This window comes from Pelomicrobium sp. G1 (genome assembly GCF_051905455.1).
GTDB lineage: Bacteria > Pseudomonadota > Gammaproteobacteria > Burkholderiales > UBA6910 > Pelomicrobium.
Window position 1 is genome coordinate 47,625 of the sequence record NZ_JBQACR010000015.1, and the last position, 14,383, is coordinate 62,007.

Consider the following 14,383-nt stretch of genomic DNA (forward strand, 5'->3'; position numbering starts at 1 on the left):
CTAGCGCGGCCCCGTTTCTCGGGGAGAGGGCGGTCAGTCGAAGGACAGGGTATAGACCAGGTTGACGCCGTTGGCCGCGCCGGTCACCGCCTGGACCGCCCATTTTTCGGACAGCGCTAGGGTGATCCGGGCCACGTTCCCCGTGCCTTCCAGGGTCCGCCCCACGCTCACGTAGACCGCGGAGGTGAGCTGGGTACCCAGGGTGATCTCTTGTTGTTCCTGGCGGAAAGTGCTGAAGCCGAAGTCGGTGTCGGCCGCGGCGGTGCCGGGCCCGAGGATGAGCCAGGCGAGCTTCTGGTTGTCCGGAACGGGCGGGTTGGAATAGAGGCTGGAGCGGGGCGAGAGGGCCGTGCCGGTGATGAGGACCCCGGCCTCGGCGGTGGGACTCTTGCGCACCGCCAGGATGTCGAGCGTGGGATTGGCAAGGGGACCGTCGAAGAGCAGCACTCCCCGCTCGATGGTGAGCTGTTGCCCGTAGGCCCGGTAGTTGCCCTCGGCCACCCGCACCGTGCCCTTGACCTGGACCGGGCCCGCGTCGTCGGAGACCACGCGAAACCGCCCCGCGAGGCGCGCCTCCAGCCCTTCGCCGCGGATGCGGAAGGCTTCGCCCAGGTCGATTTCCAAGTCGAAGGCGAGCCCGAGGGGGGCGCCTTGTTCCGGGACCGGGGCGCCCACGATCACCACGTCCTCCGACAGGCTGGGCGTTTCGAAGGACTCGAGCTCCAGCAGCCCCCGATCCGCCCGGAATTTCCCGGTGACCGAGATCTTGCCCCCTTCGCCCTTCACCTTGCCGCTGCCACTCGCCACCAGCACCTGGTCGGGGCGCTGGATCAGGGTGGCCCGGCGGGCCTCCACGTCCAGGTCCAAAACCGGCGCGCCGTTCACCAGGCGGCCGCTGCCCCTCGCCTCGAGGGTGCCTTCCCCCGCCCGGAACGCGGCGCGGCGCAGCCGTAGCCCGTCCTGGTCGAACTCCATCTCGGCCTCGCCCTGCTCGAAGGCGAGCCCCAGGTCTTCCCGCCGCACCGCCAGGTTTTCCGCTCGCAGGCTCCCCCGCAACCCAGGATCCCGCAAGGTGCCGTCCCCCGTGAGGGCGCCGCGCACGGAACCGTCCAGGCGCACCCCGGCGCGGAGCAGCCGGCCGACCCAGGTTAGGGAGGGCATGTCCACCTGAACCTCCAGGGCCAAAGGCGCCTCCGGCGCGAGGCGCCACAGGCCGCCTTCCCGGTGGGCTACGGTGCGGAAAGTTCCCGCGACGCGGCCGGTGCGGGCGCCCGCCGCCGACAGCCTCCCCTCGATGGCGTTGTCCCGGGCGTGGGCTGCGACGGCGAGGCGCTCCAGCCCCAGCGCCAGGGGGCGGTCACCCCGGAGCAGGACATCGCCCCGCTCCCGCCACACCTCCACCGTGCCGTTCAAGGTGGCGGAGGCGTCGATCGTCCATCGGGCCCCCAGGACCAGGGACACCTCGAGCCCCGCCTCCTTTCCCAGCTCGGGGGCGAGCGCCGCCACCGGCAGCCCTTCGGCCCGGCCTGCCCATCGCACCCGATCGCTATCAGCGAGCAGGGGCTCGAAATCCACCCGGCCGCCGCCGGCCAGCTCCAGTCGGCCCGTCCCCAGGGCGAGGCGCCGCCGGGAAAGTTCCAGGGAGACGGGGGCAGCGAGGGCCAGAGAGTAGGGCTCGGCGGTGCGAAAGCCCACCAGGCGCCCTGACCAGGCCGGTTCCGGATCCAGCTCGAGGGCTCCCTGCAATCGGGCTTCCCCCGCGATACCAGGCCCTCGAACCTGCACCTCGGCGGTGTGGCCATGCTGGGTGCCGTACAGGCTCAGGGTTGCCTGGGTAAGGGTCCACCCCTGTGCAGCGAGCCCCTGCACCGAAGCGCGCACCGCCATCGGCTCGGCGAGCCCCCGGCTTGCATCCATGCGCATGTCGAGCCGTTCGACCGCCAGATCGCCTCTTACACGCAAGGCTTGGGCGCTCATCTCAAGGGCGAAGGCCGGCGCTTTTGGGCTGCCGCCCACCCATCCGTGCGCCGAGAGGGACCCGGCGAGTGCGGGATCGAGCTGGGCCAGGGCGGGGGCGGCGAGGTCGAGCCGCAGCCGGTCCGGGCCGCTTCCGAAAGTCCCCTGGGCGGTGAGGCGGTTCCGCCCGATGGCAAGGGAGGCGCGGGGGGTCCCCAGGCGCTCCCCGTCCACCTGGAACTCCCCCTCTCCGGCGAGGGCGGAACCGCGGAAGGCGCTGCTCGGGGCGATGCGGTAGCGGACGGCCGCCGACCATGGGGCGTCGATCCGGCCGCTCGCCTCCAGGGCGGCGTTGATACGGGCGGGGGGCGCCTGCACGAACACCGACGGATCGAAGTCCCGCAGCGTCCCCCGGGCGGCGAAGCGCTTGGGCGCTTGAAGCTCCAGCCGTCCCGTGGCCTCCAGCCGGGCCCCGGCGTGGGACAGGACCGCCCGGCCTACTTGAACCGTGTCCCCTTCGCGGCGGGCTTCCAGGTCCAGGGCGTAGGGGCCCTCCCGCAACCGGGCGGTGAAGGACTGGGCGGTTTGCGTTCCGGCCAGGATCACTTCCCCCGCGGGCTTCAAGGGGCGGAGCTTCCCGTGCAGGGCGTTGAGCCGCACGCCCCGGGTGGTGAGGCGCAGCTCGAACCGCTCCCCGTCCCAGCGGCCTTCCCCGCTTCCTTCCCCGGCTCCCCCCAGGACGATGACGGGCAACCGGGCGCTTATCCCTTTGTCATGCACCACCAGGCGGCCTTCGAGCCGGGAGAGGGGAAGGCAGTTGCGGTCCAGGGGACCCGGCGCGCGGTTGACCACTTCCACCGGGCCTTCGAGCCCTTCGTCCGCCCCTTCCAGAGTGAAGCGCAGCTCGGCCCGGGTGGTCGGCCAGGGAGGGCCAAGCCGGGAGAGGTCCAGTCCCTGGAACTCTCCGGCCAGACGGCGCAGCGGCCGCTCCTCGAACGGCGTTGCCGTCGCCTCGAGGGTCCCCTGTTCCCACGGGCCTTCGGGCGTTACGGTCAGGGCGAGCCTCTGCAGATCGCCCGAGGCCTGGACCGTGGCCGCGATGAGATGGGGAAGGCGAAACTCGCTCAAGCGCGCTGAGGCCTCCAGCCGGAACGGCGCAGTCCCTTCGAGGCGCCCTTCGCCGCTCACCCGCGCCCAGGGGGTGAAGGCCTCCATGAGCCGCCACCGGTGCCGCTTGCCGTCGCTCGCGACCCCGGCGGCGACGGAGGTCACGACCAGGGTCTCGACGCCCCGCTGGATCTCGATCCGCTCGAGCGCCAGGCGCTCGAGGGCCACGGCCAGGGGAAGGGTGAGACTTCCGGGGAAAGAGGGGGGAGCTTCTTTCGGAACGACCGCGACTTTCAGCGTGCGGATCGAGAGCGCCTCCACCTGGAGCTTGAACCGCGCGAGGGCAAGGGGCGTCCAGCGGACGGAAACCTGCTCGGCGTTCACCGTGAGGTCCGCGCCCCGGTATACGATCCGGTCGAACGCCATGGGGCCGTAGAGGGAGCCCTTGGCCCCCTCGATGGCCAGCGCCCCGCCGCTCGCGGCGCTCAGGCGCCCGGCGATCCAGGCGAGGGTGGCTTCCCGCCCTCCCAGCCACAGGGCGAAGGCCGCCGCGGCCGCCACCAGCGCCGCCCCGATCCAGAGCGCCCTACCCCAGCGTAGACGTTTCATCAGAACACGAAGCCCGCCAAGAAATGAATGCGGAATTCCTCGGTGGCCTCCCCGTAGGCCAGGTCCAGGGCCAGGGGACCCACCGGGCTTTTCCAGCGCACGCCGGCCCCGTAGCCGAGCTTGAAGTCGAAATTCTTGAACCGGTCGGTGGCGTCGCCCCCGTCGATGAAGGCAGAGACGCCCCAGCGCTCGGTCAGCATGTGGACGTATTCGCCGCTTACTACCCCCAGCACCCGGGCGCCGGTCACCGCGTCCCCCACCTGCTCCCCGATGCTCTGGAAGGCGTAGCCGCGGATGGAGTTGGAGCCGCCGGCGCGGAACAGGTACTGGGACGGCACCTTGCGCGGCTGGGGGGCGTAGACGGCGCCCGCTTCGCCCCGCAGCACCAGGGTGTCGCTTCGGCCCACCGGGACGAACCCCATCGCCTTGACGTAGCCCCGGGCGAAGTCCTCGTCTGAGACGAGCGCCTTGGAGGCACCCGTCGCCTGCCAGTTCAAAATCCAGCCGGCGCGGGGATCCACCAGGTCGTCCACTTTGCGCCGGGTCCAACTGTACTGCAGCGGCAGGGACACCAGGCTGTCCGCCGGGATGCCGCTGATCTTCTTGTTCTGGGAGAGCAGACCCAGGGAGAGCTCCGAGTCCTTTTCCCGGGCGGTTTTGAAGCGGCGCAGGAACGCGCCTAGGGTGCTCGCCACCTCGTTCTGGATGTCGGTGCGCTGCCATTGCAGGCTTCCGGCATAGCGGTAGCCATCGGGCGCCGGGGGAAGCGCCAGCTCCGTGCCCGCCGTCTGCTCCTTCTGGGCGAGCTTCAGCCCTGATGTCCAGCTCCAGGCCCGGCCCAGGACGTTGCGGTCGGTGTAGGAGATCTCCCCGTTGGCCCCCACGTCGGTGCTGAACCCCGCGGCGAGCCGCAGCTTCTTGGACGGCTGCTCCACCACGGTGACCCGGATGGGAGCCTGCTCCGGGCGCTCCCGGTCGATGTCGGCGGTGACCAGCACCGAGGCGAAATAGCCGGTGCCGAGCAGGTCCTCCTGCAGGTCGGTGAGCCCCTTCTGGCTGTAGGGCGTGCCGGGGGCGAGGCGGTTCAAGTTCCGCACCAGGCTCTCCGGGTAACGGGAAAGCCCCTCCACCAGGAGGGGCCCAAAGGTGAAGGGCGGGCCGCTGTCCACCACCACGGTGAGGTCGACGGCGCGCTCCTCCGGATGCACCCGGGCCTCGCTCTGCACGATCTCCGCCGCCGCGTACCGCTCGTTCGCGAGCCCGGTAAGCAACGCCTGCTTGCCCCTGTCCCACAGACGCTGCTGGAAGCGCAATCCCGGCTTGAGGGGCCAGCGCTCCCGCAGCTCCGCCAGGCGCTTCAGGTTATCCCAGCGGTCCTCGGTGACGGGGCCGGTGAAGCGGACGTCCACGGAGCGGATGAGGGAAGGCTCCCCCGGGTCGACCCGAAACCGGGCCCTCCAGCGGTCAGGCGCCTGATCGAGGGCGGCTTCGACGCGGGGGGAGAAGTAGCCCTCCGTCGCCAGCAGCTCCCGGATCTGGGCGTCGGCGCCCCGGTACAGGGCGAGGAAGCGGCCCCGGCCCATGTCCGGCTGGGCGGCGAGCTGCTGGATCCGCAGGTGGCGCTCCAGCAGCGCCTTGATCTCCGGTGGCGCCTCGATCTCCACCGAAAACTCGGGCTGGGGCGCCTGGGCTCGGGCCGGGATGAGCGCGATCATGGAAGCGAACGAAGCGCAGCCGAGCAGGACGGCGCGGACCAGGGTGCGGAAGGCGGGCGTCGCCATGACCCTGCGCGCCTTTGCGCCTCGACTCCAGGTTTTCAGAGGGGAGGCGGAGGGTTGCGCCGCACTGCCAGGACCGCAAGGGCCACCCAGGCGACGAAGGCCAGGGCAAGAAGCAGGTAAAAGCGCACCGCGCCCAGCTCCAAGAATGCCCGGTAGGGAAAGTAACCTTGCACCAGGCCTACAGCGATCACCAGCAGGAAGGCTGCGCCGTAGACCTCCAGCAGCAGGCGCAGTAGCCGTACCGTCCTCATCGGTCGCTCGCGACGGCGCCCGCAGGCCGCGGGTCGACCCGGTCGAGGCAGCGCAGGGGGAACGCCGGGGCCCGGCCCAGCTTGTCCTGGCCGGCGTAGACCGTGAGGTGGGGATAGGGGATCTCGATTCCCCGTTCGTCGAAAGCGCGCTTCAGGCGCCGTAAGTACTCGCGGCGCACCGTCCATTGCTCGAGCGGCCTCACCTTGAAGCGACAGCGCACCACCACCGCGGAATCGGCCCATTTGTCCACGCCGGCGATTTCCAGGTCTTCCAGGATCTTGGGGCCGAAGACCGGGTCCTCACGCATCTCCTTCGCCACCTCGCGCATCACTTCGAACACTTCGTCCACGTTCTCCCGGTAGGCCACGCCGATATCCATCACCGACTGGGCGAACTCCCGGCTCATGTTGGTGACGGTGGAGATCGCCCCATTGGGCACGAAATGGACGTTGCCGTCGTAGTCCCGCAGCCGCACGTAGCGCAGGGTGACCTCCTCCACCAGCCCGCCGATGCCGGCCACGTTGACCACGTCCCCGACCCGGATCTGGTTCTCGGTCAGCATGATGAAGCCGGTGAAATAGTCCTTCACCAGGCTTTGGGCGGCGAAGCCGATGGCGATGCCCGCCACCCCGGCGGTGGCCAGAATCGGGGCGATGGAAATGCCCAGCTCCGAAAGGATCAGCATGCCGGCCACCACCCACACCACCACGGAAGCGAGATAACGGAAGGCGCGGCTCAAGGTCTGGATGCGCTTCACTTCCTCCACGTCGGCGGTGCGCGCGCTCATGCGCTCCCGGAACAGGCGGATGGCCCGGCGCGCGAGGCCGAGGACGATCCAGGCCATGACCAGGATCAGGATGATGCGCACGCCGTCCTGGAGATAGGGCAGCATTTCCTTGAATTCCGGACCGAGGCTTTCGAAGAATTTGTTCATGGCGTGTCAGCGGAATCGAAGCGACGGAAAAGGCTGGGCGCCGGCCGCGGGAAAGGGGCGACGGACAGCAGGACCGCCCCGCGCAGCGCAGGGCCTAGTGTCCTGTCCCGGAAATAGCTTGTGCAAGGTTGCCCATGACGATCGAACCTCCTGGCCCGCCTGCAGAGGCCTTCCTTTGTCGAGCCTGAAAAACCGACCCGGCGGGCGACAGGCTAGGCGCGAGGCCGCAGCCGTATCGGCAATACGGCGAGGCCGAGCAACACCGCATGGTGCCGCTCGGGCGCGGTTTTTCGGCAAGGTTTTTCCGGGACAGGACACTAGGATAACGTCTTTTGCCGCGAAACCCAAAGCGGCCTGCCCCGGCCCTCAACGCTCCCGGGTTTCCGCCTCGCTTTGGGCGAGCTTCGGACGGGCGATGGGCGGGTTCTGGGCCAGATAGCGCTTGACGCCCGCGAGGATCGCCCGGGCCATCTTGTCCTGGTAGGCCTCGTCCCGCAGCTTGAGCTCCTCCTCCGGGTTGCTGATGAAGGCCGTCTCTACCAGGATCGAAGGGATGTCCGGCGCTTTCAACACGGCGAACCCGGCCTGCTCCACCTCCTCCTTGTGCAGGACGTTGAGGCCGCCTAGCTCGACGAGCACCGCCCGGCCCAGCTTAAGACTGTCGGCGATGGTGGCAGTCTGGGACAAGTCCAGCAGGGTTTGCTTGAGATAAGGGTCGGGTACGTCCAGATTCACGCCGCCGATCAGGTCCGCGTCGTTTTCCTGCTTCGCCAGCCATTGGGCCGCGGCGGAAGTGGCGCCCCGCTCGGACAGGGCGAACACCGAGGAGCCCCGGGCATGGGGCTTGATGAAGGCGTCGGCGTGGATCGACACGAAGAGATCCGCATTCACTTTGCGCGCCTTGGCGACCCGCAGGTGCAGGGGGATGTAGTAGTCACCGTCCCGGATCATGGCGGCCCGCAGGTTCTCTTCTTTGTCCACCAAGGCTTTCAGCTTGCGGGCGATGGCCAGCGTCACGTCCTTCTCCAGGGTCCCGCGCCGGCCGCGGGCGCCCGGATCCTCGCCTCCGTGGCCGGCATCGATGGCCACGGTGATGAGCCGTTTCGCCTCCGGAGCCCTGGACCCGGCGGGTCCCTGCTCGCCGCGACCGGGATCCGGCGCGGGCGACTCCTTTTTCATCACCAGCGCCATGAGGGGATCGACGGGGGTGAGGGGGTACACGTCCACCACCAGCCGGTGGCCGTATTCGCCGATGGGCTTCAAGGGAAACGCCTGGGGGTTGACCTGCTGCTTCAGGTCCAGCACCACGCGTACGGTCCCGGGCTTGAACTGGCCCACCCGGATTCCCCGGATGTAGGGGTCGGCGGCTGTCACCTTGTCGGGCAGGGCCGCCAATGCCGGGGAAAGCGCCACGCCCTCCAGGTCGATCACCAGGCGGTGGGGATCCTCCAGGGTGAACACGGTATAGGCGACTTGGACCGGCAGCTCCAGGGTGACCCGGGTGTATTCCTCGGCCGGCCACACCCGCACCGCGGTCACGGGCACCTCCGCCGCTCGGGCAGGGGAGGCGAGCAAGAGGAGCAACGGCAGGAGGGCGGCGAAAAGGCGGCCCGCGGAAATGCGCGGGGGGCGTTTCAGCCGGCGTAGTGGGCGTTCAACCGTTCGATGCACCGTTCACCTGTGGGCGTGGGGGCGGCGAAGCGGGCGATTCGGCCCGATCCTTGAAAGGCGAGCCGGATATCCAGGTCGGGCGGAGGAAGAATATCGCCCGCCTTCTCCGGCCACTCCACCACGCACACCGAGCGTGGATGGAAATACTCGCGAAACCCCGCCTGTTCCCATTCTGCCGGATCGTCGAAACGATAAAAATCAAAATGATATAAGTCTAAGTTAGAGATAGCATAAGGTTCAACCAGGGTAAAGGTCGGGCTTTTCACTTTTCCCCGGTAGCCGAGGGCTCGCAGCAGCCCCCGTACCAGAGTGGTCTTGCCGGCGCCCAGGTCGCCGCCCAGGTAGAGGCGAAGACCCGGGAGCACGCAGGCAGCGAGGGCTCCGCCCAGGGCGAGAGTCGCCTCCTCGTCGGGCAGGAAGCGGGAAAAACGGGGCCCGTCCTCGGTATGATGGGAAGTATGCAAAGCGACACCCTCTACGACGAGCGGCTCGAGGGCGCGGCCCTCGCCCAGGCCATCAAGGACTGGGGCCGCGCGCTGGGGTTTCAGCACGTGGGCATCGCGCGGGCCCACCTGGAGGAAGCCGAAGCGCGGCTTCTAGCGTGGCTCGCCCACGGCTACCACGGCGACATGGATTATATGGCACGCCATGGGGTCAAGCGCAGCCGCCCCGCGGCCCTGGTGCCCGGCACCGTGTCGGTCATCAGCGCGCGGATGAACTACCTGCCGCCCGGGGCGCGGGATAGCTGGGCCGTGCTCGGGGATTCCCAGCGTGCCTTCGTGTCCCGTTACGCCCTGGGGCGGGACTACCACAAGGTGGTGCGAACGCGGCTGGCGCAGCTTGCGCGCCGCATCGCCCGGCACGTGGAGGGGTTCGCCTGGCGGGCTTTCGCCGACAGCGCCCCCGTGATGGAAGTGGAGCTCGCGGCCCGCGCCGGCGTGGGGTGGCGGGGTAAGCACACCCTGCTCCTCGCCCGGGACGCGGGTTCCTGGTTCTTCTTGGGCGAGATCTATACCAATCTTCCCCTTCCCGCCGACCCGCCCGAGCCGGACCACTGCGGCACCTGCACCCGCTGCATCGACGCCTGCCCCACCCGGGCCATCATTGCCCCTTACCGGATCGATGCCCGCCGCTGCATCTCCTACCTGACCATCGAGCACAAGGGAGAGATTCCCGAAGCCCTGCGCCCCCTGATGGGCAACCGCATCTACGGCTGCGACGATTGCCAGCTCGTCTGTCCTTGGACCCGGTTCGCCAAGACCTCCCCCGAGCCGGATTTCGCCGTGAGGAACGGGCTGGACGACGCGAGTCTGGTGGCGCTTTTCGGCTGGAGCGAGCAGCAGTTTCTCGAACGCTTTGCCGGCAGCCCCATCCGACGCCTGGGCTACGAGCGGTGGCTGCGCAATATCGCGGTGGCCCTGGGCAACGCCGCCACCACACCGGAGGTGGTGGCGGCGCTGGAAGCGCGGCGCGACCATCCGTCAGCTCTAGTGCGGGCCCACGTGGCCTGGGCCTTGGCGCGGCACGGGCGCGAGCGGTCAGCCGCTTGAGAGCGCCCGCTCCACCAGGGCGCGGGTTTGCGGCGCGAGTTCGAGCCCCAGGGCCTCTTCCCGCGCCCGGGGCGACATCTTGTTCCAGGTCTTGCGCAGGATGTCGATCACCTGGGCCTCGTCATGCCGGCGGGCGAAGCCCGGCAGGGCGTGCTCCAGGAACACGAGACACGCCGCGTCCTCCAGGCACTGGGCTTCCGGGTCCCGGCGCAGCCGCTCCTTGCGGATCAAGGACTGGACCCGGGCGACGGTCATCTCCTCGTAGCCCGCCTCCTTGAGGAGCTCCCCCGCCAGCCGGGCGTGGGCCTCGGCCTGGGCCGTCCGCCACCGGTGATAGCCGGCGCGGTCCATGGGGTAGCTGTCCCGAGGGATGGCCCAGCGCTTCAGGTGCTGGCAGCGGGCCGCCAGCTTGAGCGGCTCGGAGGCCTCCGGCCGCAGCCGCTCCACCCAGGCGCCCATGCGCTCGGCGTAGAGGGCTTCGCCCGGCCGCGGAACCCCATCCACCACCTCGGTGTGGGGGTCCTGGCGGTGGAGCGCGTCGATCAGGGCCAGGGCGCGTTGGAAACGGGCGGAAGGCATGGATGCCAGGCAGGATGTGACCGGACCTCTGGCCCATCATTGTACGGCAGGCGGCGCGGGTGGAAAGGGATCGGCGGTGGCGCTAAGATGAAAATCGTCCCGATCGGAACAAAGGAGAACCCCATGCCCATCCAAGTCGGCGATCGCCTTCCCGACGGCATCCTCACCGAGTACGTGGAAACCGAGCAGCCGGGCTGCGCCGTCGGCCCCAACGACTTTCGCGTCGCGGACCTCGCGAAGGGCAAGCGCATCGTCATCTTCGGGCTGCCCGGGGCGTTCACGCCCACCTGCTCCGCCAAGCACGTGCCCGGCTTCGTCGCGAATTACGAAAAGCTCAAGAGCAAAGGCATCGACGAGATCTGGTGCATTTCGGTGAACGATGCTTTCGTCATGGGCGCCTGGGCCAGGGAGCAGAAGGCCCTCGGCAAGGTGCGCATGCTGGCTGACGGCAACGGGGACTACACCCGCAAGCTGGGCCTGGAACTGGACTTGACCGCCCGCAACATGGGCGTCCGCTCCCAACGCTACGCCATGCTGGTAGAGGACGGCGTGGTGAAAAAGCTCAAGGTGGAGCAGCCGGGCAAGTTCGAGGTCTCGAGCGCCGAGGCCATGCTCGCCGAGCTCTGAGGGGCCGGGCGGATGGCCGGGGCGCGGAGGATGCCGCATTCGACAAACTGTCTGCGGCGGCGCGGGGCCATGATAGGCCTTGCCCTGCTCGCCGTGTTGGCCGGCGCCGCCCCCATCGCGACGGGCGGCGCCAAGGAGGCTGCCATGACGCTCACGCTCACTTCCAGCGCGTTTTCCCACCAGGGGCAAATTCCGAGGAAATACACCTGCGACGGGGAGGACGTATCGCCGCCCCTCGCCTGGACGGGCGTGCCCGCTGGCGCGAAGAGCCTCGCGCTCATCGTGGACGACCCGGACGCCCCCGATCCCAAGGCGCCCAAGATGACCTGGGTGCACTGGGTGCTCTACAACATCCCGCCCACCGCCACCGGACTGCCGGAGGCGGTGGGCGCCAAGCTGCCGCCGGGCACCCTGGAGGGCTTGAACGACTGGAAGCGCACGGGCTACGGGGGCCCTTGCCCGCCCATCGGCCGCCACCGCTACTTCCACAAGCTCTACGCCCTGGACACGGTGCTGCCGGACCTGAAGAAGCCCACCAAGGCCCAGTTGGAAAAAGCCATGCAAGGGCACGTGCTTGCCGTCGCGGAGCTGGTGGGCACGTATCAACGGTAGAACCTATCCTCAAAATTGGGTAGGGTGCGTTGAGCGCAGCGAAACGCACCGCAGTTCCGGAGGCGTCGCGACGGTGCGCTGAAGCGCACCCTACCGCACCGGCAATTTTGAGATAGCCTGTAAACAGGCAGCCTCGCGCTACCGCCGCTCCATCCCCGCGGCATCACCGGGTAGCCAGCGAATCGGCAGACAACGCTCGACCCTTTCCCTCTGGCCTAGCCCTGACCCCGGGACCCCTGCCCGGCACCACCTCGCGGAAGGACTGCCACTCGCCTGGCATGAAACGCATTCCATTTCTTTCGCAAGCTTGCCATAATGGCGGGGCGTGTCTCCTCGCGATAAAAAGACAGAGTTTCATGCATTTCATTGCATAGGGAGGGCGGGTAAGGTCCTTATGGCCTCACCGTGCCGCTTGGGGGATATGGAGCCGGGGACGAGCCGTCCGCACCTTCCCATCGGGGCCTATCGGCTGGAGTTTGCCGCCGACAACCCGGTCATCCTGGGCGAGTTCCCGGGCTCCGCCTGGCGAGGCGCCTTTGGGCATGCGCTCAAACGCGCTGTCTGCGTGACCCGCGAGCGGCGCTGCGAAAGCTGCCTGCTGTACCGCACTTGCCTCTACCCCTATGTCTTTCAGACGCCGCCGCCGCCCGACGCGGCCAAGATGCGTCGCTACGAAGCCGTTCCCCATCCGTTTGCGCTGCGTCCGGAACCTGCGCCCGGCGACGATGGGCGCGTCAGCCTTCTTTTGACCTTGTTCGGCGATGCAAACCGCCATCTTGCGGCCATTCTGTACGCCTTGATGCGCGCTGCCTCGGGCGAACGGGGGATCGCCGGCAATCGGTTGATGCTCCGGCGCGTGTGCCAGGAAGAGGCGCCGGGCTCCAGCGCCTGGATAAAAATTTACGAGGAGGGCGGAGTGCTTGCGCCCCTTCCACCCTTGCCGGTCCCAGTGCCTCCCGTGCCCCCGGCGATCACCATCCACCTGCACACGCCCCTGCGCATCAAACGCGACGGGCGCCACGTGGGCGCCGCGGAGTTCCGCTTTTCGGACTTATTCCGCAACCTTCTGCGCCGGATCTCCATGCTCACCTACTTTCATACCGATACGCCGCTCGAGACCGATTTCAAGGCGCTGGTGACTCACGCCGAGACGATCGCGACCCGAAGCGAGCTCGCCTGGAAGGACTGGACTCGATATTCGGCGCGTCAAAAAACCCTCATGCGGTTGGGCGGCCTGGTGGGGCGGATCGACATCGACGGCCAAGACCTCGCGCCCTTCTGGCCTTACCTGTGGCTGGGGCAGTGGACCCATGCCGGTGCGGGCGCGACCATGGGCCTCGGGCACTACACCCTCGCAAGCTTGCAAGTTGCCCGCGAGGTAAAAATTTCTGCGACATTGTCCGGCGATGAGCGAACTTGATCCGATGCGCCCCGACCGTTACCCGCGCCGCATCCTGCTGGCGGTGACCGGGCTTTCGCCCCAGGTGGTGACGGAGACGCTCTATGCCCTCGCGGTGAGGCCTGAGGGCAGGCCGGCCTTCGTCCCCACCGAAGTGCACCTGATCACTACGGCCGAAGGCGCCGAGCGGGCGCGCCTTACGCTCCTTTCGAAGGATCCCGGCTGGTTCCATCGCCTGTGTCTGGATTACAAACTCAAGGGGATCGCTTTCGACGAAACGCGTATTCATGTGCTGAGCTGGCCGGAAGGCGGTGCGCTGGAGGACATTCGCACGCAAGAGGACAACGAACGGGTAGCGGACTTCCTGACCGAACGCATTCGCCAGCTCACGGCCTCGGAAGAAGTGGCGCTCCATGTGTCCATCGCCGGCGGACGTAAGACCATGGGTTACTACGCGGGCTATGCACTTTCCCTCTACGGCAGGCTCCAGGACCGGCTGTCCCACGTGCTCGTGTCCACGCCGTACGAATCGAATCAGGAGTTTTATTACCCCACGCCTTACAGCCGTGTGATTTACACCCATCCGCCGGAAAACCGGCCCATCGATGCCCGGGATGCCAAAGTCACATTGGCCGATATTCCCTTCGTCCGCCTGCGCCACGAATTACCCAGGCGGCTGCTCGCGGGCGCCGCGCGCTTCAGCGAGGTGGTGGCGGCGGCTCAGGAGATGCTTGGGCCTCCCGAGCTGGTGATCGATCTCGATGGCCGGCGTATCCGGGCCGGCGGGAGGATCGTACCGCTACCGCCTGCGGATCTTGCTTTTCTTGCCTGGTTCGCGAGGCGCGCCGCCGAGGGCCGCGAGCCCCTCGCTTGCCCAAAGGATGGCGTTCCAGAAAAGGAGTACGCCGAGGCGTACCTGCGCGAATATCGCACGATTCTCGGGCCGATGGGGGGCGACGAGGCGACTGTAAAGCGTTACGCCAAAGGTATGAGCAAGGACGACTTTCTCGAGCGCAATTCCAAGCTCAAGAAGCTATTGACCCGCGCCCTGGATGTTTCCGCTCGCCCGTACCTGATTCACGGCGAAGGGAAGCGGCCTAAACGCTATCGCCTCAAACTGCCTCCTAAGTCCATCCATTTCACGGCCATCGACGATACGCCATCCGGCTTCTCTCCCGAGGCAGCAAGCAGGGCTTGCAGAGGGCAGGAGGCCGAGTCGGCGCGTGGTACGAAAAGCAAGCGATTGGCGCGCCATGAGCGACAAACGACGACCCGCCGCAGCGGATAGACTTTCCGCCTGGAGCGG

General features: G+C 68.2%; 12 protein-coding genes. 5 read left to right on the forward strand and 7 right to left on the reverse strand.

The window, feature by feature from the left end:
* Positions 1–33: 33 nt before the first annotated feature.
* From ACTFO6_RS14050 to tsaE, 6 genes are all read right to left on the reverse strand, one after another.
* Entirely contained in the window at positions 34–3,672 is a 3,639-nt protein-coding gene (locus tag ACTFO6_RS14050; protein WP_439935074.1) for a translocation/assembly module TamB domain-containing protein, read from the reverse strand.
* Complete coding sequence (locus tag ACTFO6_RS14055) at positions 3,672–5,453, reverse strand: autotransporter assembly complex protein TamA (protein WP_439935075.1); 1,782 nt, start codon at positions 5,451–5,453, stop codon at positions 3,672–3,674. The genes ACTFO6_RS14050 and ACTFO6_RS14055 overlap by 1 nt, the downstream gene beginning before the upstream one ends.
* A gap of 35 nt (positions 5,454–5,488) precedes the next feature.
* Positions 5,489–5,704, reverse strand: a complete 216-nt coding sequence (locus tag ACTFO6_RS14060; RefSeq protein ID WP_439935076.1) for a hypothetical protein — start codon at positions 5,702–5,704, stop codon at positions 5,489–5,491.
* Entirely contained in the window at positions 5,701–6,639 is a 939-nt protein-coding gene (locus tag ACTFO6_RS14065) for a mechanosensitive ion channel family protein (RefSeq protein WP_439935077.1), read from the reverse strand. Before ACTFO6_RS14065 ends, ACTFO6_RS14060 begins: the two co-directional genes overlap by 4 nt.
* A gap of 366 nt (positions 6,640–7,005) precedes the next feature.
* Positions 7,006–8,277, reverse strand: coding sequence for an N-acetylmuramoyl-L-alanine amidase (locus ACTFO6_RS14070; protein ID WP_439935126.1), 1,272 nt, complete (start codon positions 8,275–8,277; stop codon positions 7,006–7,008).
* Positions 8,274–8,774 (reverse strand): tRNA (adenosine(37)-N6)-threonylcarbamoyltransferase complex ATPase subunit type 1 TsaE, encoded by a 501-nt coding sequence (tsaE, locus tag ACTFO6_RS14075; protein WP_439935078.1) that lies wholly within the window; start codon positions 8,772–8,774, stop codon positions 8,274–8,276. The genes ACTFO6_RS14070 and tsaE overlap by 4 nt, the downstream gene beginning before the upstream one ends.
* Here tsaE and queG point away from each other — a divergent pair.
* Entirely contained in the window at positions 8,769–9,860 is a 1,092-nt protein-coding gene (gene queG, locus ACTFO6_RS14080; RefSeq protein ID WP_439935079.1) for a tRNA epoxyqueuosine(34) reductase QueG, read from the forward strand. The genes tsaE and queG overlap by 6 nt on opposite strands.
* Here the strand turns inward: queG and ACTFO6_RS14085 are convergent.
* A complete protein-coding gene (locus ACTFO6_RS14085) occupies positions 9,849–10,439 on the reverse strand; it encodes a DUF4202 domain-containing protein (protein WP_439935080.1) in 591 nt (196 codons plus the stop codon). The genes queG and ACTFO6_RS14085 overlap by 12 nt on opposite strands.
* A 123-nt stretch (positions 10,440–10,562) precedes the next feature.
* On the opposite strand from ACTFO6_RS14085, the gene ACTFO6_RS14090 reads away from it, so the two are divergent.
* The 4 genes from ACTFO6_RS14090 to csm6 all read left to right on the forward strand — a co-directional run bounded on the left by ACTFO6_RS14090 (position 10,563) and on the right by csm6 (position 14,365).
* Positions 10,563–11,066 (forward strand): peroxiredoxin, encoded by a 504-nt coding sequence (locus ACTFO6_RS14090; protein WP_439935081.1) that lies wholly within the window; start codon positions 10,563–10,565, stop codon positions 11,064–11,066.
* Positions 11,067–11,210: 144 nt separating this feature from the next.
* The gene (locus ACTFO6_RS14095; RefSeq protein ID WP_439935127.1) at positions 11,211–11,678 is read left to right on the forward strand and encodes a YbhB/YbcL family Raf kinase inhibitor-like protein; all 468 of its coding nucleotides are present in this window, start codon (positions 11,211–11,213) and stop codon (positions 11,676–11,678) included.
* Between the two features lie 421 nt (positions 11,679–12,099).
* A complete protein-coding gene (gene cas6, locus ACTFO6_RS14100) occupies positions 12,100–13,098 on the forward strand; it encodes a CRISPR system precrRNA processing endoribonuclease RAMP protein Cas6 (protein WP_439935082.1) in 999 nt (332 codons plus the stop codon).
* A gap of 4 nt (positions 13,099–13,102) precedes the next feature.
* The gene (gene csm6, locus ACTFO6_RS14105) at positions 13,103–14,365 is read left to right on the forward strand and encodes a CRISPR-associated ring nuclease Csm6 (RefSeq protein ID WP_439935083.1); all 1,263 of its coding nucleotides are present in this window, start codon (positions 13,103–13,105) and stop codon (positions 14,363–14,365) included.
* The last annotated feature ends 18 nt before the right edge of the window (positions 14,366–14,383 follow it).

Excerpts from the sequence above, each read along its gene's own strand:
- ACTFO6_RS14050 (WP_439935074.1), bottom strand. The coding sequence starts at position 3,672 with ATGAAACGTCTACGCTGGGGTAGGGCGCTCTGGATCGGGGCGGCGCTG.
- ACTFO6_RS14095 (WP_439935127.1), top strand. The coding sequence starts at position 11,211 with ATGACGCTCACGCTCACTTCCAGCGCGTTTTCCCACCAGGGGCAAATT.
- ACTFO6_RS14055 (WP_439935075.1), bottom strand. The coding sequence starts at position 5,453 with ATGGCGACGCCCGCCTTCCGCACCCTGGTCCGCGCCGTCCTGCTCGGC.
- cas6 (WP_439935082.1), top strand. The coding sequence starts at position 12,100 with ATGGAGCCGGGGACGAGCCGTCCGCACCTTCCCATCGGGGCCTATCGG.
- ACTFO6_RS14090 (WP_439935081.1), top strand. The coding sequence starts at position 10,563 with ATGCCCATCCAAGTCGGCGATCGCCTTCCCGACGGCATCCTCACCGAG.
- queG (WP_439935079.1), top strand. The coding sequence starts at position 8,769 with ATGCAAAGCGACACCCTCTACGACGAGCGGCTCGAGGGCGCGGCCCTC.
- csm6 (WP_439935083.1), top strand. The coding sequence starts at position 13,103 with ATGCGCCCCGACCGTTACCCGCGCCGCATCCTGCTGGCGGTGACCGGG.
- ACTFO6_RS14060 (WP_439935076.1), bottom strand. The coding sequence starts at position 5,704 with ATGAGGACGGTACGGCTACTGCGCCTGCTGCTGGAGGTCTACGGCGCA.
- ACTFO6_RS14065 (WP_439935077.1), bottom strand. The coding sequence starts at position 6,639 with ATGAACAAATTCTTCGAAAGCCTCGGTCCGGAATTCAAGGAAATGCTG.
- ACTFO6_RS14085 (WP_439935080.1), bottom strand. The coding sequence starts at position 10,439 with ATGCCTTCCGCCCGTTTCCAACGCGCCCTGGCCCTGATCGACGCGCTC.